At 67.5% G+C, this 25,959-nt stretch carries 23 protein-coding genes; 9 read left to right on the top strand and 14 right to left on the bottom strand.

Going from position 1 to position 25,959, the window contains the following annotated elements:
• Positions 1–26: 26 nt before the first annotated feature.
• Positions 27–848, bottom strand: coding sequence for a carbohydrate deacetylase (locus Q368_RS0110270; RefSeq protein ID WP_043785525.1), 822 nt, complete (start codon positions 846–848; stop codon positions 27–29).
• A 31-nt stretch (positions 849–879) separates the two neighbouring features.
• Positions 880–1,539, bottom strand: a complete 660-nt coding sequence (gene elbB / locus Q368_RS0110265) for an isoprenoid biosynthesis glyoxalase ElbB (RefSeq protein WP_029458981.1) — start codon at positions 1,537–1,539, stop codon at positions 880–882.
• A 153-nt stretch (positions 1,540–1,692) separates the two neighbouring features.
• Between elbB and Q368_RS0110260 the strand changes: the two genes are divergently transcribed.
• Genes Q368_RS0110260 through Q368_RS23845 form a run of 7 tightly spaced genes read left to right on the top strand, consistent with a single transcriptional unit; the run spans position 1,693 to position 8,219 of the window.
• Positions 1,693–2,892, top strand: a complete 1,200-nt coding sequence (locus Q368_RS0110260; RefSeq protein ID WP_156955679.1) for a LeuA family protein — start codon at positions 1,693–1,695, stop codon at positions 2,890–2,892.
• On the top strand, positions 2,889–3,620 hold the full coding sequence (locus tag Q368_RS0110255) for a hypothetical protein (protein WP_029458979.1): 732 nt from the start codon (positions 2,889–2,891) through the stop codon (positions 3,618–3,620). The genes Q368_RS0110260 and Q368_RS0110255 overlap by 4 nt, the downstream gene beginning before the upstream one ends.
• Positions 3,617–5,413 (top strand): ABC transporter ATP-binding protein, encoded by a 1,797-nt coding sequence (locus Q368_RS0110250; RefSeq protein WP_029458978.1) that lies wholly within the window; start codon positions 3,617–3,619, stop codon positions 5,411–5,413. Before Q368_RS0110255 ends, Q368_RS0110250 begins: the two co-directional genes overlap by 4 nt.
• The gene (locus Q368_RS0110245) at positions 5,400–5,618 is read left to right on the top strand and encodes a hypothetical protein (RefSeq protein ID WP_029458977.1); all 219 of its coding nucleotides are present in this window, start codon (positions 5,400–5,402) and stop codon (positions 5,616–5,618) included. The genes Q368_RS0110250 and Q368_RS0110245 overlap by 14 nt, the downstream gene beginning before the upstream one ends.
• A complete protein-coding gene (gene selD, locus Q368_RS0110240) occupies positions 5,615–6,658 on the top strand; it encodes a selenide, water dikinase SelD (protein ID WP_084158728.1) in 1,044 nt (347 codons plus the stop codon). The genes Q368_RS0110245 and selD overlap by 4 nt, the downstream gene beginning before the upstream one ends.
• A 23-nt stretch (positions 6,659–6,681) precedes the next feature.
• Positions 6,682–7,023, top strand: a complete 342-nt coding sequence (locus tag Q368_RS0110235; protein WP_029458975.1) for a DsrE family protein — start codon at positions 6,682–6,684, stop codon at positions 7,021–7,023.
• Between the two features lie 17 nt (positions 7,024–7,040).
• Positions 7,041–8,219: a glycosyltransferase family 92 protein gene (locus Q368_RS23845; RefSeq protein WP_052360101.1), complete on the top strand. Its 1,179-nt coding sequence runs from the start codon at positions 7,041–7,043 to the stop codon at positions 8,217–8,219.
• An 84-nt stretch (positions 8,220–8,303) separates the two neighbouring features.
• On the opposite strand, the gene rpsT is transcribed toward Q368_RS23845, so the two are convergent.
• The 11 genes from rpsT to Q368_RS0110175 form a co-directional block, all read right to left on the bottom strand.
• Positions 8,304–8,573, bottom strand: coding sequence for a 30S ribosomal protein S20 (gene rpsT, locus Q368_RS0110225; protein ID WP_029458973.1), 270 nt, complete (start codon positions 8,571–8,573; stop codon positions 8,304–8,306).
• A gap of 187 nt (positions 8,574–8,760) precedes the next feature.
• The gene (glyS, locus tag Q368_RS0110220) at positions 8,761–10,854 is read right to left on the bottom strand and encodes a glycine--tRNA ligase subunit beta (protein ID WP_029458972.1); all 2,094 of its coding nucleotides are present in this window, start codon (positions 10,852–10,854) and stop codon (positions 8,761–8,763) included.
• 13 nt (positions 10,855–10,867) lie between these two features.
• The gene (locus tag Q368_RS0110215; protein ID WP_029458971.1) at positions 10,868–11,743 is read right to left on the bottom strand and encodes a glycine--tRNA ligase subunit alpha; all 876 of its coding nucleotides are present in this window, start codon (positions 11,741–11,743) and stop codon (positions 10,868–10,870) included.
• Between the two features lie 89 nt (positions 11,744–11,832).
• Positions 11,833–12,582: a DNA repair protein RecO gene (gene recO / locus Q368_RS0110210; protein ID WP_029458970.1), complete on the bottom strand. Its 750-nt coding sequence runs from the start codon at positions 12,580–12,582 to the stop codon at positions 11,833–11,835.
• Between the two features lie 100 nt (positions 12,583–12,682).
• Complete coding sequence (locus tag Q368_RS0110205) at positions 12,683–14,113, bottom strand: RodZ domain-containing protein (protein ID WP_029458969.1); 1,431 nt, start codon at positions 14,111–14,113, stop codon at positions 12,683–12,685.
• A gap of 64 nt (positions 14,114–14,177) precedes the next feature.
• Positions 14,178–15,167, bottom strand: coding sequence for a SurA N-terminal domain-containing protein (locus Q368_RS0110200; RefSeq protein ID WP_029458968.1), 990 nt, complete (start codon positions 15,165–15,167; stop codon positions 14,178–14,180).
• Between the two features lie 181 nt (positions 15,168–15,348).
• Complete coding sequence (locus Q368_RS0110195) at positions 15,349–17,001, bottom strand: peptidylprolyl isomerase (RefSeq protein WP_029458967.1); 1,653 nt, start codon at positions 16,999–17,001, stop codon at positions 15,349–15,351.
• Positions 16,998–20,453, bottom strand: coding sequence for a transcription-repair coupling factor (mfd, locus tag Q368_RS0110190; RefSeq protein WP_029458966.1), 3,456 nt, complete (start codon positions 20,451–20,453; stop codon positions 16,998–17,000). The genes Q368_RS0110195 and mfd overlap by 4 nt, the downstream gene beginning before the upstream one ends.
• 216 nt (positions 20,454–20,669) lie before the next feature.
• Complete coding sequence (locus Q368_RS0110185; RefSeq protein ID WP_029458965.1) at positions 20,670–21,146, bottom strand: chemotaxis protein CheW; 477 nt, start codon at positions 21,144–21,146, stop codon at positions 20,670–20,672.
• A gap of 116 nt (positions 21,147–21,262) precedes the next feature.
• Entirely contained in the window at positions 21,263–21,748 is a 486-nt protein-coding gene (locus Q368_RS0110180) for a MamS/MamX family magnetosome protein (RefSeq protein WP_029458964.1), read from the bottom strand.
• Positions 21,749–21,828: 80 nt separating this feature from the next.
• Complete coding sequence (locus tag Q368_RS0110175) at positions 21,829–23,028, bottom strand: aminopeptidase (protein ID WP_029458963.1); 1,200 nt, start codon at positions 23,026–23,028, stop codon at positions 21,829–21,831.
• A 206-nt stretch (positions 23,029–23,234) separates the two neighbouring features.
• On the opposite strand from Q368_RS0110175, the gene infA reads away from it, so the two are divergent.
• The gene (gene infA / locus Q368_RS0110170; protein ID WP_005990299.1) at positions 23,235–23,453 is read left to right on the top strand and encodes a translation initiation factor IF-1; all 219 of its coding nucleotides are present in this window, start codon (positions 23,235–23,237) and stop codon (positions 23,451–23,453) included.
• A gap of 63 nt (positions 23,454–23,516) precedes the next feature.
• Here infA and Q368_RS0110165 read toward each other — a convergent pair whose 3' ends face one another.
• Positions 23,517–25,124 (bottom strand): MBL fold metallo-hydrolase RNA specificity domain-containing protein, encoded by a 1,608-nt coding sequence (locus Q368_RS0110165; protein ID WP_029458962.1) that lies wholly within the window; start codon positions 25,122–25,124, stop codon positions 23,517–23,519.
• Positions 25,125–25,285: 161 nt separating this feature from the next.
• Here Q368_RS0110165 and Q368_RS0110155 point away from each other — a divergent pair, with 161 nt between their 5' ends.
• Positions 25,286–25,942, top strand: coding sequence for an LOG family protein (locus Q368_RS0110155; RefSeq protein ID WP_029458961.1), 657 nt, complete (start codon positions 25,286–25,288; stop codon positions 25,940–25,942).
• Positions 25,943–25,959: the final 17 nt, after the last annotated feature.

Genomic DNA, 25,959 nt, shown 5'->3' with positions numbered 1-25,959 from the left:
CGGCGGACAACCCGCCCCCACACCGTCTATGAGGTTGCCGACAGCCGGGGACTCTTCCCGGCGTTCAAATGACCTGGAAAGCGCACCGCTTGCGAAGGGCCGACCACGGCGATGCCCCGTGCCGCCAGTTGCCGCGCCAGTTCCGGGCTGGTCAGAACGCGAAGCTCCTGGGCGCGGCCTGCGGCGTAGGTGCTGATGGCGCGAAGCGCGGCGTCGTCGTATCCCGGATGGGCCATGACCTCAAGGACGCCCGCGCCGCCCTGCGCGGCAAACGCCTCGTCCACGAGGGAAAGCAGGTTCGCCTCGCTGAGGTCCTCGCCGTAAAACCGCGTCAGGCAGTCGTCGGCGTGCGGTACGCCGGCGGCATCCATGGCCCGGCGCATGTCCGCGGAAAGCGCCCTGGCCGGCACGCCCAGCTCCCGGGCCAGTTCCAGGAATACGGGAAACACTTCCGGCCGCTTGTGGATGTGGTGGTGGGAATCCAGGTGGCTCGGCTCAAGGCCCGTTTCCCGAAACCGGGCCAGTTGCGCGCGCCATTCCCGCCGCACCTCGTCCGGCGAAACGTCGGTCACGTCGATTTTTTTGCGCGGAAAAGAGCCGTCCGCGCCGACGAGGCTCGGCACCGCCCGGGGCGTCAGGCACGGTGGCGTGCCCCCGGTCAGTTGCAGGTGCAGCCCGATCCTGCCGGCGAATTCCCGGCCGTAGCGGCCTATGCGCTCCGGCGCGCCCACCGGGCAGATCATGGCCGTGGTCCCGCCGACCACGCCCGAGGCCATGGCGGCGGCAATGCCGCGGCTTATGCCTTCGGTCAGCCCGAAATCGTCCGCATTGACGAAAAGCCGGCGCATGCCCCCTCCACGACCTGCGGGCGGCCGCCGCTTAAGCGGTCGCAACCCGGGAAAGCACAGCGTCCACGAGCTTCTCGATGCCCTTGGCGATGTCGGCGATGCCGGGACCCAACATGTAGGCCGGGGTAGTGACGAGATTGTTTTTGGCGTCCACCTGGATGGCATCCACGGCCCGCACGACGTGTTTCGCGCCGGCGGCTTCCAGGGCTTGCGCCGTGCCGGGATCGTCGCCGATGGTCAGTTCCGGCGCGAACTCCCCAAGAGCCAGAGCCAGGACGGCCGGGGCGATGCAGATTGCGCCGATGGGCTTGCCCGCGGCGTGCATGGCGCGAATCAGGGCGGCAACCGAGGGAAAAACCGTGCCTTTGCCCCCCTTCTCGGCGAAATCGCAAAGGTTTTTCGCCGCGCCGAAGCCCCCGGGCAAAATCAAGCCGTCGAAGTCGGCGGCGGAAACCGTGGCCGTGTCCGCGACCGGCCCCCGGGCGATGCGGGCGGCCTCGACGCGGACGTTGCGCCGCTGCCCGCTCGGGATCTTGGCACCATGGTCCACAGCCTCGAAATCCGTCTCCGGAGCCAGGCACACGACCTTGGCCCCGGCCTTGGCCAGGAAATACAAGGTGAGCGTGGCCTCGTGAATCTCCGATCCGTCGAAAACGCCGCACCCGGACAGCATGACGCCGATGGTGGCCATAACGCTTCCTCCCAGCCAAAGCGGTATTCTCTCCCAACCAGACAGGAAACCTATCCTTTGCTCCGGCCTTCGTCAAACCGTCCGCCTGTTCACCAAAACAGGAATAAACGCGCCACGTTGCCATTGCGCCGAAATGAGCGCATGAGAAGGCGCATGACCACTTCCTTCATCCCAGCAGCCCCAGGCGGCGTCACGCCGCTGATCGTTTCCGACACCACCCTGCGCGACGGGGCGCAAATGCCCGGCGTACGTTTTTCCGTGGACGACAAGGTCGCCATCGCCAAGGCCCTGGCCGAAGCCGGCGTGGACGTCATCGAGGCCGGATTCCCGGCCGTTTCGGATCGCGAAATCGAGGCCGTGCGCCGCATCTGCGCCGAGGTCGCCGTGCCGCGCGTCATGGTGTTGTGCCGCACCGTGGCCGGCGACATCGAAGCCGCCTGGCAGGCCCTGGCCGAGGCCGCGCCCGACCGCCGGGGCGTCGGCGTCTTTCTGGGCACGAGCCCCCTGCACCGCCGCTACAAGCTCGGCAAGAGCAAGGACGACTGCCTGCGCATGATCGATGCGGCCGTGACGCTTGCGCGCAAGCGCTTCGCCAAGGTAACCTTCAGCTGCGAGGACGGCAGCCGCACCGAACCGGCGTTTCTGCGCCGCGCCTACACCGTGGCCATGGACGCCGGGGCCACGGGCATCGGCTTTCCCGACACGCTCGGCATACTCACCCCCGAGGCCGTCAAACGCCGCGTGCGCATGCTGTGCGCCCTGGCCCATCCGCGCGGCGTCAAGCTGCGCGTGCATTTCCACAACGACCTCGGGCTGGCCACGGCCAACACCCTGGCCGCCGCAGCCGCAGGCGCGGACATCGTCCACCTGACCGTGGGCGGCATCGGCGAGCGCGCCGGCAACGCCGCCCTGGAGGAGACGGTCATGGCGCTCAAGCTGCACCGAAAGCAGTACAAACGCACGGTGGGCGTGGACCCGGCCAGCCTGACTGCGTTATGCCGGCTGGTCTCGCGCCTGTCCGGCGTGCCGCTGCCGGCCAACAAGGCCGTGGTCGGCGGCAACGTGTTCGCCACATCGGCTGGCGTGCACCAGGACGGGCTGCTCAAGCACCCGGACACCTATCTCCCCTTCCGCCCGGAGGCCGTCGGGGCCGAGGGCATAAGGTTCCCGCTGTCGCCGATGTCCGGCCGGGCCGCCCTGGCGCTGCGCCTTACGGAACTCGGCATCACGCTTTCCGAGGAGGAACTTGTCCGGGCGAGCAAGGTGGTCAAAAACGCCGACCCGTCGCAGTGGGCCGACGAGGAGGCGCTTGTGCGCCGGGCCGCCGCCGCGGCCCGGGAGGGCGCGCCGTGACGCTCCTGGCCACGGGGATCTGCGCATTGTGCCTGGCGGCGCTGCATCTCGAGGCACGCTTTTTCGCCCCGACCCTGGACGCGCCGCGCAGCCCCTGGCTGTCCGCGGCCGGCGGCGCGGCCGCGGCGTACGTCTTCGTGCACATCTTTCCCGGCCTGTGCGAAGGCCAGGAAACCCTGCGCCGTACGGGCTGGGCCATCGTCTCCGTCCTCGACCGCCACGTCTTTCTCATCGCGCTCGGCGGACTGCTCGTCTTCTACGGCCTGGAGCGCACCGCCCTGGCCGCGCGGGGCGGCCGCTCCGGTCCGCCGGTTTCGCCGTCGCAGCAAGGCGTCTTCTGGCTGCACCTCGTCTCCTTCGCGCTCTACAATTTCCTGATCGGCTACCTGCTGGTCAACCGCGTGCATCCCGGGCCCGTGAGCCTTTTTACCTATTTCGCGGCCATGGCCCTGCACATGGCCGGCAACGATCACGCCCTGCGCCGCCATTTCACGGACGACTACCGCAAATGCGGCCGCAAGGTCCTGGCGTTGGCCGTCGTCTGCGGCTGGGCCTGCGGCGCGGTCCTACACGTGCACGAGGCCGTGCTTGCCTTGCTCTTCGCCTTTCTGGCAGGAGGCGTGGTCATGAACACCATGAAGGATGAAATCCCGCTGGACGGCTCGGGCAATTACCCGGCCTTCGCCGCCGGTGCCGCCGGCTACGCCGCCCTGCTCCTGCTCCTATGAAAAACACTGCTTCTCCCTCGGCCGGCGGCCCGCAGGCCCTGTTCGGCCGCCACGTCTGGACGCTCTACGCCTTTCTGCGGCCCTACAAGGGCGCGCTGCTCGGCGGGCTTGCGCTCAATATCCTGGCCCGGGCCTGTGATTTGCTGCCCCTGGCCCTGGCCGGCCGGGTCATCGACGCCGCCGCCTCGGGCAACGCCGCCGCCATGACCTACATGCACTACGGTCTGGCCATTCTCGGAAGCTTCCTGTGCCTCTCCGTCTTCCAGAGCGGTTCCGATTACATCCTCGCGGCCATGGCCCAAAAGACCCGCCACGACATCCGCCTGAGCCTCTACGGCCACCTCCAGTCCCTGGACCCGGCCTTTTTCGAGGACCGCCAGACCGGCGACATCATGTCCGTCGTCGTCGCCGACGTGGACACCCTGGAGAGCTTCCTCACCGACGCCCTGACCTCCATCATCCGGCTCGTGGTCACCTTCTGCGGCATCTACGGCTACCTCTTCTTCCTCGAATGGCGACTGGCCCTGCTCCTTTTCGCGCCGCTGCCCCTGGCGATCTTCGCCGTGCGCCGGTTCGTCACGCGCGTGCAGCCGCGCTACCGCGAAACGCGCCGCGCCGTGGGGGCCATCGCAGGGCTTTTGGAAAACAACATCGCCGGCATGGGCGTCATCCAGGCCTACACCGCCGAGGACCGGCTCCATGCCGCGGTGGCCGCGCGCTCGGCCGGCTACCGCGACGAGGCCATCGCCGCCGAGGGCGAACGCGCCCGCTTCATCCCGGCCATCTACGCCGTGGCCGGCATCTCCTTCGGCGCGGTCTTTGCCGGCGGCGGCTATCTCGTGGCCGCCGGGCACGGGCCGACCGTGGGCGACTACACCACCTTCGTCCTCTTTGCCGCGCGCCTCGTGCTGCCGCTTTTCGTCTTCGGCATGCTCATCAACCAGATTCAGCGCGCCGAGGCCGCCGCCGGCCGCATCGCGGAACTGTTCGCCGTGAGGCCCCGCGTGGCCGACCGTCCCGGGGCCGTGGCCCTCGACCACCGGCCGCGAGAGATCGCCTTCGCCGACGTGCGCTTCGCCTACCCCTCGCGCGGGCCGGTCATAAACGGCGTCAGCCTCACCCTGCGCCAGGGCGAGGTCACGGGCGTGGTCGGCCCGACCGGGGCGGGCAAGTCCACCCTGGTCAAACTCCTGCTGCGCTACTACGAGCCCACGGGCGGCGCGATCGTCATCGACGGCGAGCCCCTCGACGCGTTCACGCTCAAAAGCTGGCGCGGCCAACTCGGCTACGTGTCCCAGGAGGCGTTTCTTTTTCACGGCACCGTGGCGGAAAACATCCTTCTCGGCCGCCCGGAAGCCGACCGCGCGGCCGTGCGCCGGGCCGCAGCCGTGGCCGGGGCCGACGACTTCATCATGAAGCTGCCGTCCGGCTACGACACGGTCATCGGCGAACGCGGCATGAAGCTCTCCGGCGGCGAACGCCAGCGCGTGTCCCTGGCCCGGGCCATCCTGCGCGACCCGGCCGTTCTCATCCTCGACGAGGCCACCTCGGCCGTGGACACCCGCACCGAGGCGATCATCCAGCAGAACCTGCACGCTTTCCGACAGGGCCGGCTCACCCTGGCCGTGGCGCACCGCCTGTCCACGGTGCGCCAGTGCGCCGAGATCCTGGTCGTCGTGGACGGCTACGTGGTCGAACACGGCGACCACGAGGCGCTCATCCATGCCGGGGGGGTCTACGCCGGCATGTGGGCCGTGCAAAGCGGGCTGGAGCCGTCCCATGACGCCCTTTGATCCCGACGCGGCCACGGTCCTCGACCTCGTGGCCGCCCATCCCGAAACCGAGGCCGTCTTCCGCGCCTGCGACGCCGAAGCCGGCTGTTGCGTACTGTGCCAGGGGCTTTTCGAAACGGTCACGGGCCTCGCGGCGCGCTTCGGCCTTGACCGCGACGCCCTGGTGCATGATCTTGCAATGATTCTGGACAAGGAGCGCCCGTGAGCATCGAACTGGTCAAGACCGTCACCGCCGCCGGCTGAGCGGCCAAGATCGCCCCGGGGGACCTGGAGGCCGTCTTGCAGGGCTTGCCGCCCGTGACCGATCCTCGGCTGCTGACCGCAAGCGGCGTCAACGAGGACGCGGCCGTGGTGCGCCTTCCGGACGGCAGGGGACTCGTGCAGACCGTGGATTTCTTCACGCCCATCGTCAACGACCCGTTCAAGTTCGGCCGCATCGCTGCGGTCAACGCCCTGTCCGACGTCTACGCCATGGGCGGCGAACCGCTTGCCGCCATGAACATCGTCTGCTTCCCCGTAAAGACCATGGACCGCGCAATCCTGACCGAAATCCTGCGAGGCGGACTGGAGGCTATCCTCGAAGCCGGGGCCGTGCCGGCCGGCGGGCACAGCGTGGAGGACAAGGAGATCAAGTACGGTCTGGCCGTCTCGGGCCTAGTCGATGCCCATGCCTTCGCCTCCAACACGGGGCTTGTGCCGGGCGACGTGCTGCTGCTCACCAAACCGCTCGGCACCGGCGTGCTGGCCACGGCGCTCAAGGGCGGCTTCGGCGACCCCACAGCGATCGAGGACCAGCTTTTCCGCTGGGCCGGCCGGCTCAACGCCGCCGGCGGGCGGGTGATCCGGGAACTGCGACTCAAGGCGGCCACGGACGTGACGGGCTTTGGCCTTGGCGGACATCTGCTGGAGATGGCGGCCGGCTCGGGCGTGGCCGTGGAACTGCACCTTGCCGCCGTGCCCTTCCTGCCCGAGGCCGTGGAGATGGCCGGCTACGGCATGCTGCCGGCCGGGAGCTTCGCCAACCGCGAATACTGCGCGAAAACGGTCTCCGTGGCCGCAGGCTGCGACCCGATCAGGCGCGACCTCGTCTTCGACGCCCAGACCTCGGGCGGCATGGTGCTGGCCGTGCCGGAAGACAAGGTGGCCACGGCGCGGCGGATGCTCGAGGACGCGGGAGACCTTGCTGCGGTCATCGGCCGGGTGGTTGCGGCAACGGGTGAAGCCGTGCGGCTGCGTATCATTTAGACCGCCCAAACCGGGAGGGCGCCATGCATTTCGACGTGGTCTTTCACGTGGACCAGGACGCGGCGGCGCTTCACATGGCGCTGACCAACACCACGAACTATTTCGATGCCCTCGTCCAGGAGGACTTCACCGCAGTCCTCCTGGTCAACGGCCCGGCGATCCGGCTCATGACCGCCGACGGCGAACACGCCCGGCAAATCGCCGCACTGGCTGCGCGGGGACTGCGCGTGCGCGTGTGCCGCAATGCCATGCGCCACTTCGACGTGGCCCCGGAGGCGCTGCTGCCCGCGTGCGAGATCGTCCCCGCAGGCGTGGTCGAGCTCGTGGACCTCCAGGACAAGGGATTCGCCTACATCAAGCCGTAAACCACAGAACACCGCCCATGCGCTACCTGACCCTGTGCTGCATCGCCAAGGACGAAAACGCCCGCATCGGCGAGTGGGCGGCCTATCACGCACTGCGCGGCGTCGAGCGCCTCGTCGTCTACGACAACGGATCTGGCCTACCACTGCGCGACACGCTCGCGTCCCTTGCCGACCGCATCAACATCATCATCCACGACATGCCCGGGCCGGCCAGGCAGCTTGCCGCCTACGCCCATTGCCTGGAAAGCCACGGCCCGGACACGAACTGGCTCGGCTTTATCGACGTGGACGAATTCCTGCTCCCCCGCCGCGAGGACGATCTGCGCGAGATGCTCACGGATTTCGAGGAGTTTGCCGGCCTTGGCGTCAACTGGGTCATGTTCGGCTCGGCCGGCCACGAAACGCCGCCACCGGGCTTGCAGATCGAAGCCTTCACCAAACGCGCGCCCTACGCGCACCCCACCAACCACCATATCAAGAGCATCGTGCGCCCGGCGTACGTAACCGCCCCGCTTTCGCCGCACCATTTCGCCTACGCGCCGGGCCGGCACTGCGTGAGCGAAAAAGGCTTCCCCCTGCCCGGCCCCTACGGGCCGCACCACAACGCGCGCCTACAGCTCAACCACTACTTTTACCGTTCCCGCCAGGAGTACGCCGCCAAGATCGAACGGGGCCGCGGCGACATGACCACGGCGCAGTTCCGCCATTCCATGGCCGATTTCGACAGGCAGCTTACGTATTGCACCGTCGGGGATACGGAAATCGCGCGCCACGCCCCGGCAGTGCGCGCCGTGCTCGAAGGCGGGCCGATGCGCACGGCGGAGCCAGGGGATTTCGCCGGCGAATCCGAAAAAATCGCCCTGCTCCTTACGCGCGGCAAGCTCGAACTGGCCGAGGCGCTTTCCCGCAGGCTCGTCGTCTCCCACAACGCCGAAAGCGCCGCCTGGAGCCTGCGCGGCATGGCGCTGGCCCGGGCCGGTCGCCATGACGAAGCGCTTTCCGCCCTGGCCGCGTCGCTTCGCCGCGAGCAGACCGTGGAGAACCTTTTCGCGCTCGTGCGCGTGCTTGTCCTGGCCGGGGACCGGGACGAGGCGTCGCGCACGGCGCGCTACCTGTGGTGGCGGTTGTACGGCGTGGATGCGGAACTTCAGGGGGAATGCGCGGCGATCCTGGAAGAAATCAAACCGCTGCTGTAAGAAGCGGCAGGCAAGGCAACGCCAAAAAGCCCGTCGCGGCAGAAGCCGCGGCGGGCGAAAAACAGACGGCCGAACGCGAAGCGCTTAGGCCTGCTTGCTTTTATTGACGGCCGTGGACAGGCGGGAGATGTTGCGCGCGGCGGTCTTCCAATGGATGACCTTCTTGGTTGCGGCCTTGTCCAGGATCTTGGTCGCGGCCAGCAGCGCGGTTTCGGCGGTGGCGGAATCGCCAGCGGTAAGGGCGACGCGCACGGCCTTGATGACATTGCGCACGCGGGTCTTGACCGCCCGGTTGCGAGCCCGGGCCAAAAGGCTTTGACGGTGCCGTTTGATGGCGGATTTATGGTTGGCCAAGGATCGTTCCTCCGTGTAGTGTTCGCTGAAGCAGAATTACCTAAACTGGTAACGCATCTCTGTCAACTCAAAATACGGCCTTCATCGCATATTTCCCCCCATTCGGGAGGTCCAGGAGGGGCCTCGCCCCCCCTGGCCGCCGGAGGCCTCTTCACTCTTCTCTACTCTTCTCTTTTCTCCCCGCCCCCTACACCTGCAACGCGGCGAAGTCAGCCACACGGCCCAGGCGATCGACCAGGGATTTGAGGAGGTTCAGACGATTGAGGCGCACGTCCATGTCGTCGCACATGACCATGACGTTGTCGAAGAAGGCGTCCACGGCGGGGCGCAACTCATAAAGCAGGTCGAACACGGCCGCGTAGTCCCCGGTGTCGAACAGGGCGTCGTAGCGCGGAAAGACCGCCTCGCAGGCTGCGGCCAAGTCCTTGTCGGGCTGTTCGGCAAGAAGCGCTTCCTTGACCACGCCGGTCAGGGGCACGCCGGCGCCCACGCCCTGCTTGCGGATGATGTTGGCCGCGCGCTTGAAGGTCAACACGGCCTGGTCGAAATCCGGCTTGGCCGCGAACGTGGCCAGGGCGTCGATGCGGGCGGCGAGCTGGGCGATGTCGGTAAACGACGCGCCGGCCGCGGCCTCAACGACCAGGGTGTCGAAGCCCCGGCCCATGAAGTAGGCCTTGAGGCGCTGGCCGAAGAAATCCAGAAGCCGCGCCAGCACGCGGGTGCGGTCCACCTTGAACTTGGCGTCGCCGTAGCCGTCAAGCGCCGCTTGCAGCAGTTCCATGAGGTCCAGGCGCAGGCCGTGTTCGATAACGATGCGGCAGATGCCGAGCGCCGCCCGGCGCAGCGCGTACGGGTCGGCCGCGCCCGTGGGCGCCATGTCCAGGCCGAAGCAGCCGGCCAGGGTGTCGGCCTTGTCGGCGATGGACAGGATCGCGCCGGCCAGGGTCGGCGGCACGGGGCTGTCCGGCCCGGCCGGCAGGTACTGCTCGGCCACGGCCCGGGACACGGACTTGGACTGGCCTTTGCGGCGTATGTAGATGCCGCCCATGACGCCCTGCAACTCGGCGAATTCGCCCACCATGTCCGAGACGAGGTCCACCTTGGCGAGCCCCCCGGCCTGGGAGGCTTCGAGCATGACCTCGGGCTTGCCGGCCATCTCGGCGATCAGGCCGCACAGGCGCTCCAGGCGGCGGGCCTTGTCACGCATGCTGCCGAGCCCGGCCAGGAAGACCACGCTTTCGAGCTTTTTCTGCCAGGTTTCGATATCCGTTCCGAGATCCGCCTCCCAGAAGAAGCGGGCGTCCTCCAGGCGCGCGGTGAGCACGCGCTGCCAGCCCCGGCGCACGAGCTCCAGGTTGCCGGGCGCAAGCCCCAGCGTCGTGAGGAAGACGGGCAGCAGGCTGCCATCGGCATTTTCCACGGCGAAGCTCTTCTGGTGCGTCTCCATGCTCGTGATGAGCACCTCGCGGGGCACGTCCAGGAATTTGGGGTCGAGCCTGCCGAGGATGACCACGGGATATTCGGTGAGCCCCGTGACTTCGGCCAGAAGCGCCGGGTTGATCACGGCCGTGCCGCCGGCCTCCTTGGCCAACGCCTCGGCCTGGGAGCGGACCATGGCTTCGCGCTCCTTGGCGTCGAGCACCACCTTGCCCTGGTCGCGGATGATGGCGAAATAGTCCCCGGCCGTGGGCACGGCAAACGGCCCCGGCCCCATGATGCGGTGCCCACGGGTTTCGCGGCCCGAGACGATGTCGTCCAGGGCGAAGGGCACGACGGCGTCGCCGAGCAGGGCCACGAACCAATGCACCGGCCGGCCGAAGGCGAAATCGCGGCTGCCCCAGCGCATGCGCTTGGGAAACGACAGCTTTTTGACCATGTCCAGGCAAATGGCCGGCAGCAACTCCAGGGCCGACTCGCCGCCGGTGTTTTTTTTAAGCGCCAGATAACGGCCCTTGCCGGTTTCCATGACGAAGACGTCGGCGACGTCCTTGCCCTGGCCCTTGGCGAAGCCGATCGCGGCGGGCGTGGGCGCACCGTCCGCGCCGAAGCCGACCTTCTCGGGCGGCCCGGTGACGAGCTCCTCTTCCTGGCGCGCCGTGACGGCGAGTTCCGGCACGCTGACCACCAGCCGGCGGGGCGTGGCAAAGGCGGTGACGGCCGGGGCGTCGAGCTTGGCCTGGGCAAGGGCTGCGGCGAAAAACGCCCGGGACTCGTCCACAAGGCCCGACAGGAACCGGGCCGGCATCTCCTCGAATCCGATTTCCAGAAGAAAATGGGGCATGTCGTTTGGTCCTTTATGCGCTGGGCGTGAGGAGGGGGTAGTCGAGTTCCTTGCGCTGGGCGGCGTAGAGGCGGGCCAGGCTCGAGGCCAGGTTGCGCACGCGGCCGATGTAGCCGGTGCGCTCGGTGATGGAGATGGCCCCCCGGGCTTCGAGCATGTTGAAGGTATGAGAGCACTTGAGGCAGTAGTCATAGGCCGGCCAGGGCAGTCCCAGCTCGCACAGGCGCTTGCATTCCCGCTCGAAGTCGTTGAAGTGGGCAAGCAGCATGGCGGCGTCCGATTCCTCGAAATTGTAGCGCGAATGCTCGAATTCGCCGCGCTGGTGCACCTGGCCGTAGGTCACGCGGTCGTTCCAGGCCAGGTCGTAGACCGATTCCTTCTGCTGGAGATACATGCTGATGCGCTCCAGGCCGTAGGTGATCTCCACGGACACCGGATGCAGGTCGATGCCGCCCACCTGCTGGAAATAGGTGAACTGGGTCACTTCCATGCCGTCGAGCCAGACTTCCCAGCCCAGGCCCCAGGCCCCGAGCGTGGGCGATTCCCAGTCATCCTCCACGAAACGGATGTCGTGGTCCGCGGCCGAGACGCCGAGCGCCGCGAGGCTTTCCAGGTAAAGGTCCTGGACGTTGTCCGGCGAGGGCTTGAGGATGACCTGAAACTGGTAATAGTGCTGCAGGCGGTTGGGATTTTCGCCGTAGCGGCCGTCCGTGGGGCGGCGCGAGGGCTCGACGTAGGCGGCCTTCCAGGGTTCGGGGCCGATGACCCGGAAAAAGGTGGCCGGATTGAAGGTGCCGGCGCCGACTTCGGTGTCGTAGGGCTGGACCACGAGACAGCCGGACTTGGCCCAGTAGTTTTGCAGCGTCAAGATGACATCCTGAAAATGCATGGTCGCTCCGATTTCAAGGTTACGCCGTCGTCGAATAGCGGCGCTCGCGGCGCGACAACGCCGGCAAGCGCACAAAAATGCAGGGAGCGTCAGGCGCGCACGAAGCCGCCCCGCTCCCAGGCCAGTCCCATATGATAGCGCACGAGCAGATCCACGGTGCGGGAAAACTCCCGCGCCGCGCCCGCTTCGGGGCGGCAGGCCGCCCAGGCGCAGGCGTCGCCGCCCACGGCGGCCTCGAGCAGGCCCAAGGCCCCGGCGCCGAGACGCTGCCGCACGCCCGGGGCGTTATCGTCCCGACAGGCGGCGCAGGTCAAGCGCCCCGCTTCCACGTGGCACACGGCTTCCTGGCCGCCAAGGGGCGCGCCGCATGCGGCGCACCGGCCGCAGGCCGGAAACATGCCCTGCAGGAAGGCCATCCGCGCCCGAAAGAGCAAGGGGAAAAGCGGCGACGGGGCTTCGGCCGCTTCCAGGGCGGCGAGCATGTCGCGCAGGAGCGCATAGGCCTCGGCCGCGCCCGTGGGGCCAATCTGCACAGCTTCGAAAAATTTCAGGCAGTTGACGGCCATGCCCAGCCGGTTCGGATCGCCGCGCAGGCGCATGGGCGCATCGAGAAGCCTGGCCTCGGTCAGGCAATGGTAGCCGCCGTGGCCCGAGCGGCGCACCTTGAAACGCACATGGTTGAGGGGATCGAGGCAGCCCAGGAAACGGCGGCGGCTCTTGAGGCCGCCGAAGGCGAAGGCCGTGTAGACCCCGCGCACCGGGGACACAAGGCGCACCCAGGCGTCGATCTCCCGAAACCGCCCCACTTTGAGCACGAGCGCCTGTTCGGAAAATTCCATGCCCGCCCCGCCGCCACATCGTTCCCGCCGGCGAAACCGGCCGCTTGGCCGCGTCGCGTCCCTGAACCCCGCGGGGTTCAGGGACGCGACGCAAGGTCGCCTAGGGGAAACGGACGGTCTTGCTTTCGCCCTTTTCCGTGACGACCGTGGTTTCCTTGCCGTCGTAGCGGAAAACCACGCTGCTCGGATTGCCGAGCTTGATCTCGATCTTTTCGCCGAAGGGCACGCTGATCCGTTGCCCCTTCTTGACGTAGATTTCCTTGGCCGGCCCCTTGTCCGGGGTGATGATGACCCAGCTGCCGTCCTGACCGTAGATTTCGACCTCGCGACCGCCCGGAGCCGATTCGCCGCCGGCGGCCGGCGCGGCGGCCGTGCTTGCGGTCACGGACGCCGCCGGCTGGGCGGAAGCGGCCGGCGTCGCCGGAGCCGGAGCTGGCGCGGCGGAGTTGGCAGCGGCGTCGTCGCTTTTTTTCGCCACGAACTTGAGGGTCTTGACCGAGCCCTTGCCGGCCTGGAGCGGATAGAGTTTGTTGTCGAAGCGGATCTCCACCGCGCCGGCATTGCCCAGGCGCACGAGGAGATAGTCGGCGAAACGGCCGGTGAAGGCGTCGCCCTTTTCCAGCATGGTTTCGTGCATGGCCCCGCCGTCGGCCCCGGCCTGAAGCCAGCAGCGGTCATTGGCCACGATGGAGACGACGTGGGGGCCGGCCTCGCCCACGGTGAAGGTCTTGCCGGGCTGGACGCTCGGCACGACCGCGGCTTCGGGCGCGGGCGGAATGGCCGGCGGCGCGGCGGGCGTGGGCGGGCCGCTGGTGGCGATGTCCTGGGTCGCCTGGTCGTCCGGGCTCAGCGCGGCCGGGGACGCCGGCCTCGCTTCGGCGGCAGGCTTGGTTTCGGCCACGGCCGGAAGCTGACGCTCCTTAAGCGCAGGAGTCTGCGTCGCGGGCGCAACGGGCGCGCTCGGGACGACAGGCTCTGCATCCACCGGCTTCTGGGGCGGCACGACAGGCACGGGCCGCGCGGGCACCTCGGGCTCGCTTTTCGCGGGCGGCGCTGGCTCGGTCACGGCCGGCGGCGTGGCGTTTTCCACCACGTCGCCGGAGCGGGAAAAGACGTGGGTCCACAGATACCAGACCAGGCCGATGACGACGAAGACCACGGCCAGACAGACGAGCGCGGGTACGAGGGGGATTTTCGGCGCGGGGATGCCGCGCCGGGGCGTCGGCGTGCAGCCGCAATCGTCGTCCGGGATGTCCTTGACCAAGTGGACGTCCCGCACCGCGTTTTCTTCCGGCTGATAGACCTCGGCCAGGCGCCTGGAGAAATCCTCCTGGTCCACGCCGAGGAGCTTGGCGTAATTCTTAATGAAGCCTTTGGCGTACACCGGATGGGGCAACACGCTTTCGTTGCCGTCTTCGATGGCGGCCAGACAGCTGCGCGTGATCTTGATCCTGTCCGAAACGTCCTCGATGGACAGGCCCTGCCGCTCCCGTTCCTCGCGCAGCATGGTCCCTAATTCGCGCAAATCCATAAACGAAATTCCTCCGTGACCGCGACGCCGTGGGCGGGAGCCCCCCGGCGGCGGGCGGGACAAGCTACAGCTTGACCTCGACGACCGCCTTGGACCGCAGGTTGTCGATGTACTCCTGGAAGAGCTTATCGAATTTCTGTTTGTAAAGGGTTTCCTGTATCTGTTCCTTGGCGCTCTCGTACGAGGGGCCGGCGGGCGCGGCCGGGGCGGCCTTGGGCGCGGGCGTCTGGCCGGAAGGCGTGCGCAGGGTCAGCAACACGGCCTTGCCGTCGAGCATGACCGGCGCGCTGACCTTGCCGGCCGGCACGGCCTGCAGGGCCGAACGCAGCGGCGCGGCCAGATCCTTGGCCTGCACGTCGCCGAGGTCGCCGCCCTGATCCTTGCCCGGGCCGATGGAATATTTTTTCGCCGCATCGGCAAAGGTGATGGAGCCGGAATCGATTTTGGCGCGCACTTCTTCGGCCTGCTTGATGTTCGACACCATGATGAAGCCGATGTTGCCCGAGACCTTGGGCCCGAGGATGGATTTCGTGGACGAGATGTTGCCCTTGTTTTTTTCGTAATAGTCGCGGATCTCGTCGTCCGTGACCAGCACCTTGCGGTGCACCATGTAGCCCAGCAGCCGTTTCTTCATGTTGTCCTGGCGCATGCGCTTGCGGAAATCGGCGAACGTCATGCCTTCCTTGGCCAGTTCCGCAACGAACTGCTGCTGGTTCATGTTATTCTTTTTCTTGAGCTCTTCGAGCTGATTGTCCAGTTCCGTTTCCGAAACATTGATCTTCAGGCGCGCGGCTTCCGATTCGATGAGCAGATCGGTGATCATGCCTTCGAGCACCTGTTTGCGCAGGTCGTCGTACATGGGGTCGCCGGGCTTGATCGCCACGCCCTGGGTGCGTTGCACCAGTTCGGCCACGCGGGTGTCGAGGTCGAACAAGGTGATGAGCTTGCCGTTGACCACGGCCACCACCCTGTCGACGAGTTCGGCCGCGTGGGCGGTTGCGGCCAGGGCCAACAGCAGGACGAGCATGACGCTGAGTTTGGAAAGACGAGGCAAGGCATCCTCCGTGAAGACGTTGGGCAAGACGGAAGTCCGGCCCGGCCGTGTGACCGACGGCTTTTCGGGACGTTGCGCCGCGGCGTCGCCTCACTCCCAGGCCGACCCGCAGCGTATCCGGGGCCTATAAACGTTTTTGCCAGCCCAGGCAATCGCGCCCCGGGCCGTCCGCCCTCTTCCCCTACGGGAACTCCAGGACGCGGCTTTCCTTTTTTGCGACGACCACCGTAGTTTCCCGGTCGCCTTGGCGGTAGGAGACCTCGCTCGGGGAGCCCGGACGCACGACGAGTTTTTTCGCGTATTCGATGCGCAACGGCTTGCCGGGCTTCAAGTAAACGCGCTGTTCCTCGCCGCCGTCCACAATGTACAGAATCCAGCTGGCCTTTATGGCGGTGAAAACGACCGCGCCGCCGGCATGTTCCGTGTCTCCGGCAGCCCGAGTTTGCGCCGATGCGGCAGGCTGTTGCGCGGGTTCGCCCTTTGTTGCGGCAGATGCGGCAGGGGCCGGGGGAAACGCGGCGGCCGGTTCCGGGGCCTCGGGCGCGGCGGCGACAGCCGGCGGCGCGGACTCCGGGGACGGGGATACGGGCGGCACAACCGCCGGGGCAGGCGTTTTCTCTGATCCGTACACTGGCGGCTCCTGCGCGGCCTGTGCAGCTTCCTGTTGTGGCGCGGCCTCGGGAACCGCTTTTTCCGGTGCCGCGGATGCGGCCTTAGCAGCCTCGGCCGGCTCCTTGACGACCGGCTCTTGCGGCGCGACCTGGGGGGCGTCGCGGCGCGCCTCCAGGGCCTTCCTGGCTTCACGGGCCAGGGCGTCCCGGGCTGCGGCCTCGCTTCGGGCCTGGGCGAGTTCGTCCGGGCCCTGGGCTTGTTGCGGCACCGGTGCTTCTTGCCGGCCGGCCAGGAGCTTGCGGCTCACCTTGACGTCGCCCCCGGCCACGGCCGCGTCAAGCCAGGCGGCGAAGGCGGCCTCGAGCTTATGCGCCGCAAGCGCCGCCTCGACCCTGGCGTAGGCCTTGGCCGGATCGAGGACCATTGCCGGCTGCCGCCCGAGAAGAATGATAAATTCCCAACTCTTGCCGTCCGTGTCGAGCACGGCCGTGGCCTCGCCGGGCTTGACGCCCTTTATGGCCTCACGCCAGGTGGCGGGCAGATTCGCTTCGGGCAGGTCCGCCTCGGTCGCCGTGACGCCGGACAAGCCGGCCAGCGCGCCTTCCCCGGATTTGCGCACGGCCGCCTGGGCGGCCCTTACGGCCTCGGGTGCATCGCCCCGCACGCGGCGCAGGCGCACTCGGGCCGGCATGGCAAAGGCGTCGCGGTGTTCCTTGTAGTAGTTGGCGGCCTCGGTCACGTCCACGCGCACGCCCGGGCGCAGCACTTCGCGCGCGAATTTTTCCAGGGCGAGCCGGTCGGCGAGCAGTTCGCGCCAGCGGGCCGGGTCGATGCGCTCTTCGAGGAGCATGCGCGAAAAGGCTTCGTCGGAATAATCGGCCCGGGCCTTGGCCGCGGCGGCGTCGATTTCGGCCCCGGTCACGGCAAGGCCGCGCCGGACCAGTTCCTGAGCGGCGAGCCTGGCGACGATCATATCGGCCAGCACCGTGCCGTATTCGGCGCGCAGCCGCTCCACGGCGGGATTTTCCCCGGCCGGCGCGCCGATCTGGCCCAGGTCGTGGCGGGCGCGCACATCGGCCAGGCGGATGGGTGTGCCGCCGACCACGGCCACGACGCCCGGTTCCTCGGCCAAGTCGCCCCGGCACCCGGCAAGGCCCAGGCCGAGGATGGCCGCGACGCAAAGGGCCAGGCCACGCCGGATGCTCCGCCGTCCCCTGCTCACGTCGCGACGCCCTCCTCGGCCAGACCGGCCAGTTCCGCGGTCCAGGCGGACACAGCTTCGGCCAGGGGCAATCCGGCGTCAAGGGGCAGAGCCAGCCGGTCCGGCGGCAGGAGCCTGACGCCCCGGCCCGCGCCGGCGGCGGCGAATTCCACCAGGCGCTGCGGCGCGACGGCCGCTTCCTCGGCAGCGATAGAGACCACGAGCTTAGTCGGCGCGATTTCGGCCTTGCGCGCGCCCAGGCGTGCCAGCATCTGCTTGAAGGCGAGCACGGCGCGAAAATTCTCCACTTCCACGGGCGGCGGGCCGAAACGGTCGCGCATCTCGGCCATGCGCTCGGCGAGTCCCGCTTCGCTCCTGGCCGTGGAGAGCGCCTTGTAAAGCCGCAGCCTGTCCGAAGCCTCGGGCACGTAGCGCTCGGGAATGCGCGCGGCAACGCCGAGCGTCAGCTCCGGCTCGGTGCGCTCCTTGACCGGCTCGCCCTTGAGCCGCCCCACTTCCTCGGCGAGCATTTCGAGGAACATGTCCAGACCAATGCGCGCGATGTGCCCGGATTGGGCCTCGCCCAGGATGTTGCCGGCTCCGCGCAGGCGCAGATCCTCCATGGCCACCTGGAACCCGGCCCCGAGATAGTCCATGTCGAGGATCACGCGCAGGCGTTTGCGGGCCAGTTCCGGCACCCGCTCGAGACTCGGCACCACGAAATAGGCGTAGGCCTGACGCGGCGAGCGCCCCACGCGACCGCGCAGCTGGTAGAGCTGACCCAGGCCGAACATGTGGGCGTTGTCCACGACCAGCGTATTGGCGCGGGGGAAATCCAGGCCGGACTCGATGATGGAGGTGCACACCAGGATGTCCGTTTCGCCGTGCCAGAAGCCGTGCATGGCCTCCTCCAGCGCCGTCTCGGACATCTGGCCATGGGCCATGGCCACCTTGGCCCCGGGGGCGAGGGTCTTGACGTAGGCCGCCACGTCCTCGAGCCCCTGGACCCGGTTGTGGACCCAGAACACCTGTCCCTGGCGCTCGAGCTCCCGGCGCAGGACCTCGCGCAGGAAGGCCTCGTCGCGCTCGACGAGCGCCGTCTCCACGGTCTTGCGCTCGGCCGGCGGGGTCTCGATGACCGAAAGGCCGCGCACGCCGGAAAGGGACAGTTGCAGGGTGCGCGGAATGGGCGTGGCTGTCAGCGTCAGTGCGTCGATGTTCTTCTTGAAGGCCTTGAGCCGTTCCTTGTGCTTGACGCCGAAGCGCTGCTCCTCGTCGAGGATGAGCAGGCCGATGTTCGGGATGGTCACATCGCTCGACAGGATGCGGTGGGTGCCGACCAGGATGTCCACCTCGCCCCGGGCCACGGCGTCGAGCACCACCTTGCGCCGCTTGGGCGAAACGAAGCGCGAGAGCATCTCCACGCGCACCGGGAAGCCTTCCAGGCGAGCGGCGAAATTCTGGTAGTGCTGCTCGGCGAGCACCGTGGTCGGGCAGAGCATGGCCACCTGCTTGCCGTCGAGCACGGCGCGAAACGCGGCGCGAAGGGCCACTTCGGTCTTGCCGAAGCCCACGTCGCCGCAGACGAGCCGGTCCATGGGCTCCGGGCGCTCCATGTCGGCCAGGACCTCGGAAATGGCCTTTTCCTGGTCCGGGGTCTCCTCGAAGCCGAAGGTAGCCTCGAACTCGAGGTAGAGCTCGTTGGTCGGGCCGTAGGCGTAGCCCTTGGCCACCTGGCGGTAGGCGTACATCTCGACGAGGTCCGCGGCGATGCGCTCGATGGCCTTTTTCGCCCGCTCGCGCACGGATTTCCAGCGCGCACCGCCCAGGCGGTCCAGGGGCGGCGAGATACCCTCCGGCCCCTTGTAGCGCTGGAGCAGCCCCAGGCGGTCGGCCGGCAGGTAGAGCTTGTCCTCGTCGGCGAAGACCAGCAGCAGATAGTCGCCGCCCGTGGCGTCCACGGTCATGCGCGTGAGCCCCTCGAACGTGGCCACGCCGTAGTCGCGGTGCACGACGAGGTCGCCGGGGCGGATGTCGTCGAAGGAGCTCAGGCCCTTGAAGTCCTTGTCGCGCTTGCGCCCGGCGTCGCCCCCGGAGGATTCGGGATGGAGGATGTCCTCGGCCAGGATGCGGGTGTCGCGCCAGGAGAGCTCCATGCCGTGGCGCAGTCCCGACAGGAGCGCGAACAGCCCGGTTTCGCCGGGATGATAGCTCGTGCGAAAGACCAGCCCCTCGGGCTCGATCATCTGGAGGAACTTCTTGCGCGAACGCTCGCCGTGAAAGGACAGGATGGTCTGGCCGTGGCCGTTCCATTCCTTGAGCGCGGCCGTCAGCGTGGTCCAGGGGCGCTTGTCCGAACCCGGCTTCCAGAACAGGTCGCCAAAACGCTCCAAGGCCTTTTCCTGAAGGTCCGGGCCGTGGCGTCCGCGGCCCATGACCAGGTCTTCAAACAGGATGCGCCGGCCCGAAACCAGGGCCTTTCGCGCCATGTTCTCGGGCCACAGCACCCGGGCGTTGGGCCAGGGATAGCCCTGCTCCCGGGTCTGCGCCTCGAAAAAGCGCCGCCAGGCGTGTTCGGCCTCTTCCAGGCGTTCCTTGACGCGCACGGCGTCGCACACGATCCAGGCCGCGTCCTCGGGCAGCCAGTCGGAGAGCGCAGCGGCCTTTTCATAGTAGAGCCCCGGCCACATGCAGCCGTCGCCCGCCTCCACGGCGGCTTCCAGGCGCGCCTTGGCCGCGCGGTGCAGCTCGCCCGTGCCGGCGATGGTGTCCCAGAGCTTCGCCGCCTCTTCCTTGAAGGTTTCCGAGAGCACGGCCGGGGACGCGGGCACGAGCACGGCCTCGCTCAGCTCCGCCAGGGAGCGCTGGGAGCCGGCGTCGAAGCGCCGGGCGGCCTCCACGGTGTCGCCGAAAAATTCCAGGCGCAGCGGATCGTCGTAGCCCGGGGGGAAAATGTCCAGGATGTCGCCGCGAAGGGAGAATTCCCCCGGCCCCGTGACCATGGGCGCGCGTTTGTAGCCCCAGAGCACGGCCTGCTCGGCCACGAGGTCGCGAGGCAGCTCCTCGCCGACGGCGAGGGTCAGGACGTTGCCGTCTAGGGCTCCCCGCGCCGGCCATTTGGGCAGAAGGTTGTCCGCGGAAAAAAGGAAGGCGCGCGGCCCCGTGCCCAGGGCGGCGTGGGCCAGGAAGGCCATGCGCCGCGCCCAGAACGCGCCGCTCGGCAGGCCCGGTGCGTAGGACGGCAGGGTCATGACCGTGTTGCCCCAGAGCGTGCCAGGCGCGGCCGGCGCGAGCAGTTCGAGCAGCGCGGCGATGCGCGTCAGTTCGTTGAGCCCCGGGGCGACCACCACCACGGACTGCCGGCGGGCCAGGGCTTCTGCGGCCAGAAAAGCCAGGGTGGCCGGTCCGCTTTTATAGACCGAGACGGAATCCGGATTGTCGAGCAGTGCGGCAAGGGGAGTGGTGCGGGACAAGACAGGCCTCGTAAAAATACCGGATGGCCGCCGCCACGGGCGTGGCGGCGGCCGAACGAACGATGGGAAACACGACGCGTTTGCGCCTCACGCGGCGCAAGCGAATACCGGGACGCCGCACGCGCGCCCCGGGGCGGAACCCTGCGGAGGGGGCCGCGAAGCCCGCGCGCAAGGCCCCAGCCGCGATCCGATACATGCGACGGATGCGGCGCGACGCTAGAAGGAACCGAGCATATCGCGTTCCTCGCCGGACAGGAGCTTGTTGAGATCGAGCAGGATGAGCAGCCGATCCTCAAGCTTGCCGACACCGCTGATGTATTCCGACTCCAGGCCGGAAACCACGGGTGGTGGCGGCTCCACCGTACTGGCGGGTATGCGCAGCACCTCGGAGACGGAATCGACCACGAATCCGACGATCATATTATTGATCTCGATGACGATGATCCGGGTGTGCTTGTCGTGGTCGCGGGTGGACAGGCCGAAGCGCCGACGCAGGTCGATGATGGGAATGACCTTGCCCCGCAGGTTGATGACGCCCTCGACGAATTCCGGGGCGCGCGGGACCTTGGTGATATCCATCATGCGGATAATCTCCTGCACGCTCAGGATATCGACGCCGAATTCCTCCTCGCCAATGCTGAACGTGACGAGCTGGAGCAGTTCGGCGTCCTGTTTTTTGAGGGTTTCCTCCATGCGGCAAGCTCCCGTTTTGGTTGTGACCCCAGCGCCGACGGCGCATGCGGCCCTATGCAAGCCAACCTATCCAAATACGCCCGGTTTGGGCAAGCCCATCAATCGGAAAATCGCGGCTATTCGCCGGAGGATTCGGCCTTGCGCTGCTCGGGCGTCATGCTCCAGAACGGAAAGCCGTCCTTGGTGCGCCGCACCTTGAGCTGGACATCCTCGTCCTTTTTGACCTTCACGGCCATGAGAATATCCTGGCCGTCCACTTCGGCCCAGGCGCCGACCACCTTGACCTGGTCGCCCTCCTTGAGGCCGATGGAACCGAGGTCCACGAAATCCTTGGGCCCCAGATGGACGATTTCCAGGGTCTTGTCCTTCTTGTCCTCGATTTGCAGGGCGATGCCCGGGGCCATGCCGTCCAGGGGCTTGACCTCCATGATCTTGGCGACCCGGCCCTTGAAGGCGTCGGCCTCCTTGGGGTCGAAGAGCTTGTCGTACTCGCCGCCCTTCTCCCATCCCTTGATGTCCGGGTTGGCCTTGGAGCCGGCAAAGGCCGGCGCGGCCGCCACGACCAGAACCGCCGCCAACAGCGAGACAAACAACGCGCGCATGGGCATCTCCTTGGAACTGTTCCGTATCCGAACCCGAATGCGTTTCGGCACCGCCGCGATACGGCTCCTTGTCCCCTGCGTCAATAGAGGAAACAGCCGTTTTCGTAAATCGTGGTCTCGCGGCCGTCGGCCAGGCGGGCGCGCACCCGCTTGGGCTCGGTATTGACCAGATCCCAGTGCAGGGCCGAATCATTGAACCCCAGGGCATCCTTGCGCTCTGCGTCGAGGCTCGCCGGGTCCCCGTCGAACGTGTCGGAGTAGGAGCTTCCCACGGCCACATGACAGTTTCCGTGCGCTCCGCCGAAGTTTTCGTCGTAAAGCGTGTTGGCCATGAAACGGTCGATCCTGGAAAAACGCTTGTCCGTGAGCGAGAATTCGCCGAGCCGCGACGCGCCGGGGTCCATGGCCAGTTGCTTGCGCACGAAATCCTCGCCCTGCTCCGCGGCGATGTCCGTGACCACGCCGTCCTTGAAGGTCAGGCGCACGCCCTTGACGTAGTTGCCGCTGCGGTAGGAAGGCTGGTCGGCGAAGTAGCGGCCCGAGGTGCCGCGCCAGTCCGGGGAGGTGAAGATCTCGAAGCTCGGGATGTTGTGCCCCGAAAGCCCGAGCCAGCGGCGGTGCGCGCCGGGCGTGACCACGAGGTCGACGTTGTCGGATTCGATGTGCAGGGACCGGGCCTTGACGCTGCCGAGCCAGGCCTTGATCTCGCGGGCGTTTTCGTAAAGCCCGCGCCACACGGCGACAGGCTCGGGGTCCTTGAGGAAACAGGCGGCCGTCACCTGGGCGGCATATTCCCTTGCCGTCATGCCGGCCTTTTCGGCGAGCTCCCGGGTGGGGTACAGGCACAGCGTCCAGCCGAACTCGCCCTTTTCCTCCCGGCCGACCAGGATGTCGCGCAGGGGCTTTCTGGCCACGGCCGCGGCGGCGATGCGCTTGGGGTCGATGCCGCTTAAATGGGTCAGGCTTTCCGGGGCGAGCAGGTGCATGGCGCCGTGGATGTTTTCGTGGAGCACGGCCTGCCCGGGCGTCTGGAACACGAGCTGGGCCTCGTCGGCCGTGCCGTAGAAGGCGGTCTCCATGCGCGGGGTCAGCGCCAGGCGCGGCACAGGGTTGAGCCCGCGCCCCAGGAGCTTGGCATAGACGGCTTCCGCCAGACGCAGGGCGGGCAGTTCGAACTGGACGAGCACCACGTCGCCGGGCTTGTAGGGCTCGACCCGCGACGTGGTCAGGCCCCAGAGCAGGACATCGGCGTATTTGTCGAGTTGGGCGCGCGTAAGCAAGGCTTTTTCCTTTTTCCCGGGATCATAGCCCGAAAGGCCTGCGGGCGGCAAGAACCGCCAACCCAGGCGCGAGGCGTGCGCCCCGGAAAGGCGGACGGCGTGCCCCCGCCCCTTGCCATGCGTGAAAAAAACGGCTATCCGGCTACGTTCAAGCGAAAATGATCCGCGGCCGGGGTTTTTCCCGCGCCGCCAGGAGGATACCGTTTATGGCCAAAGAAGGCGCCATTGAGGTCGACGGCAAGGTGCAGGAAGCCCTGCCCAACGCCATGTTCCGCGTCGAGCTGGAAAACGGGCACGAAGTGCTGGCCCACATTTCCGGCAAAATGCGCAAGTTCTACATCCGCATCCTGCCCGGCGACCGCGTCAAGGTCGAACTCTCCCCCTACGACCTGACCCGCGGCCGCATCACCTACCGCCTGAAGTAGCGCCGCCCGGTCCCTTCGCGGCGGGCGGCGCGGCCGGTTTTCCCGACCGCGCCGTTTCCCGGCTCACATTTCCGAGAGCAGCTTGAGCAGTTCCCCGTCCACGGCAGCCAGCCGCTGACGCCATTCCGCCTGGTCCTCGGGCGTGCGGGCGGCCAGTTCGTCCTTTTTGGCCTGCATGCGCGCGACGCGGCCGGCAAGCTCGCCGAGCAGGACGTCCCAGTCGATGCGCGGGCGGGCCTTGGCTTCGTCCACGGCCACCGTGGGCTCGACTCCGGGTTCGAGGGTGTATTCCTCCAGGTACTGGGGAATGCGCACCTTGAGCCCGAAACGGTCCTTGATGAGCCCGGCGAGGATCGTCAGGGCCTTTTGTTCGCCGTGCACGAGGAACACCTGCGGATGGTTGACCTTGAAATGGGTGAGCCATTCGAGGATCTGGCTCTGGCCCGCGTGGGAGGAAAAACCGCCGATGGTGAACACCCGCGCAGCCACATTGATGTCCTCGCCAAGCAGGCGGATGGACTTGGCACCGTCCACGATCTTGCGCCCGGGCGTGCCCATGGCCTGGAAGCCCACGAAGACCACGCAGGACTCGGGCCGCCAGAGGTTGTGGCGCAGGTGGTGCTTGACGCGCCCGGCGTTGCACATGCCGCTGGCCGCGATCACGATGGCCGGGCCATTTAGGGTGTTGATCTCCCGGGACTGTTCCGTGGATTCGGTGAAGCGCAGGCCCGGCAGGGACAGCGGGTTTTCGCCGCGGTCGAAATAGGCACGGGTTTCGGCGTCCATGTATTCGGGATGGCGGTGGAAAATCTCGGTCGCCTTGATGGCCAGCGGGCTGTCCACGAAGACCGGCATGTCGGCCGGAATCTTGCCGTCCTTGAGCAGCATGTGCAGGCAGAAGAGCACTTCCTGGGTGCGCTCCACGGCAAAGGCCGGGATGATGACCTTGCCTCCGCCCTGGTAGGCGTAGGCAATGGCCTGGGCCAGTTCGTCGCGGCTTTGTTCCGTGTCCTTGTGGTTGCGGTCGCCGTAAGTGCCCTCCAGGAAGAGGTAGTCCGCGTCCACAGGCTTGTCCGGGTCGTTGACGAGCAGCTGGTCCGGACGTCCCAGGTCGCCGGAAAAAAGCATGCGCGTGCGCCGGCCGTTCTGCTCGACGGAAAGCTCGATGAAGGCCGAGCCCAGGATGTGTCCGGCGTCGTGGTAGATGGCCGTCACGCCCGGGGTGGGCGAAAAGGGCTCGCCGTAGGGCACGGGCACCAGGCGCTTGACGGTAGCGGCGGCGTCGGCCCGGGTGTACAGGGCCTCGACCGGCCGGCCGCCGTGGCGCTTGTTCTTGCGGCTGGCCCACTCGGCCTCCATTTCCTGAATGTGGGCGCTGTCTTCGAGCATGATGCCGAGCAGGTCGCGCGTGGGCGGCGTGCAGTAGATCTTGCCGGCGAACCCCGTCCGGACCATGCGCGGCAGGAGCCCGGAATGGTCGATATGGGCGTGGGTGAGCAGGAAGAAGTCCATGTGCCGGGGATCGTAGACCGAGGCGTCCAGGTTGCGGCGCTCGATAGGCTCGCTGCCCTGGTGCATGCCGCAATCCACGGCAAAGCGCGCGGTCTCCGTCGTGATGGTGTGGCAGGAGCCGGTGACCGTGCCGGCGGCGCCCAGGAATTTGACCTTCATGAGTCCTCCACGAAAAGGCCGCAGGGCGGCCGGGGCTTGATTATCCTCGCCCGAGGGAGCACGATGCGCTCCCGTTACTGGCGGTTGGTCGAGGCCGCCGTGTACTGCGTTTGGCCGCGCCTGAAAAGGCCCGGCAGCGACAAACCGCCCAAGGAGTTCCGTTGAGCAGTTCGCGCCAATACCTGATCGACGACCTTTCCGTTTCCGAGTCCTGGCGGCTTTTCCGCATCATGGCCGAAATCGTGGACGGCTTCGAGGTGCTCGGGGAGATCAAGCCCGCGGTGTCCATTTTCGGTTCGGCCCGCGTCGCGCCTGGGGATCCGCTCTACGCCGAGACGACCCGGCTGGCCGGGCTTCTGTGCAAGGCCGGCTTCTCGGTCATCACCGGCGGCGGCCCGGGGCTCATGGAAGCGGCCAACAAAGGGGCCAGCGAAGCCGGCGGCGAATCCATCGGCCTGCACATCCACCTGCCGCTCGAGCAACAGCCCAATCCCTACCTGACCATCCGCAGCGATTACCGCTATTTCTTCATCCGCAAGCTCATGTTCGTCAAATACGCCACGGCCTACATCGCCATGCCCGGCGGTTTCGGCACCCTGGACGAACTGTCCGAGGCCCTGGTCCTCATCCAGACGCGGCGCATCAAGCCCTTCCCCATCATCTTCCTGGGCAAGGCGTTCTGGAGCGGCCTCGTGGACTGGTTTCGCGAGTCCCTGTTGGCGCAGGGTTTTCTCTCCGTGGAAGACCTGGAGCTCTTTACGGTCATGGACACGCCCGAAGAGGCCGTGGCCTTCATCCGCCGCCATGTGATCGTCTAGCACGGACACGTTTTCAG

Source organism: Solidesulfovibrio alcoholivorans DSM 5433 (genome assembly GCF_000702665.1).
In the GTDB taxonomy this organism is placed as follows: Bacteria; Desulfobacterota; Desulfovibrionia; order Desulfovibrionales; family Desulfovibrionaceae; genus Solidesulfovibrio; species Solidesulfovibrio alcoholivorans.
Note: the sequence above shows the minus strand (reverse complement) of the source record. Positions and strands in the feature narration are given on the sequence as shown.

Coding starts and splice junctions, on each gene's coding strand:
- Q368_RS0110270 (WP_043785525.1), bottom strand. CDS start 848: ATGCGCCGGCTTTTCGTCAATGCGGACGATTTCGGGCTGACCGAAGGC.
- elbB (WP_029458981.1), bottom strand. CDS start 1,539: ATGGCCACCATCGGCGTCATGCTGTCCGGGTGCGGCGTTTTCGACGGA.
- Q368_RS0110260 (WP_156955679.1), top strand. CDS start 1,693: ATGACCACTTCCTTCATCCCAGCAGCCCCAGGCGGCGTCACGCCGCTG.
- Q368_RS0110250 (WP_029458978.1), top strand. CDS start 3,617: ATGAAAAACACTGCTTCTCCCTCGGCCGGCGGCCCGCAGGCCCTGTTC.
- Q368_RS0110245 (WP_029458977.1), top strand. CDS start 5,400: ATGACGCCCTTTGATCCCGACGCGGCCACGGTCCTCGACCTCGTGGCC.
- Q368_RS0110235 (WP_029458975.1), top strand. CDS start 6,682: ATGCATTTCGACGTGGTCTTTCACGTGGACCAGGACGCGGCGGCGCTT.
- Q368_RS23845 (WP_052360101.1), top strand. CDS start 7,041: ATGCGCTACCTGACCCTGTGCTGCATCGCCAAGGACGAAAACGCCCGC.
- glyS (WP_029458972.1), bottom strand. CDS start 10,854: ATGCCCCATTTTCTTCTGGAAATCGGATTCGAGGAGATGCCGGCCCGG.
- Q368_RS0110215 (WP_029458971.1), bottom strand. CDS start 11,743: ATGCATTTTCAGGATGTCATCTTGACGCTGCAAAACTACTGGGCCAAG.
- recO (WP_029458970.1), bottom strand. CDS start 12,582: ATGGAATTTTCCGAACAGGCGCTCGTGCTCAAAGTGGGGCGGTTTCGG.
- Q368_RS0110205 (WP_029458969.1), bottom strand. CDS start 14,113: ATGGATTTGCGCGAATTAGGGACCATGCTGCGCGAGGAACGGGAGCGG.
- Q368_RS0110185 (WP_029458965.1), bottom strand. CDS start 21,146: ATGGAGGAAACCCTCAAAAAACAGGACGCCGAACTGCTCCAGCTCGTC.
- Q368_RS0110180 (WP_029458964.1), bottom strand. CDS start 21,748: ATGCGCGCGTTGTTTGTCTCGCTGTTGGCGGCGGTTCTGGTCGTGGCG.
- infA (WP_005990299.1), top strand. CDS start 23,235: ATGGCCAAAGAAGGCGCCATTGAGGTCGACGGCAAGGTGCAGGAAGCC.
- Q368_RS0110165 (WP_029458962.1), bottom strand. CDS start 25,124: ATGAAGGTCAAATTCCTGGGCGCCGCCGGCACGGTCACCGGCTCCTGC.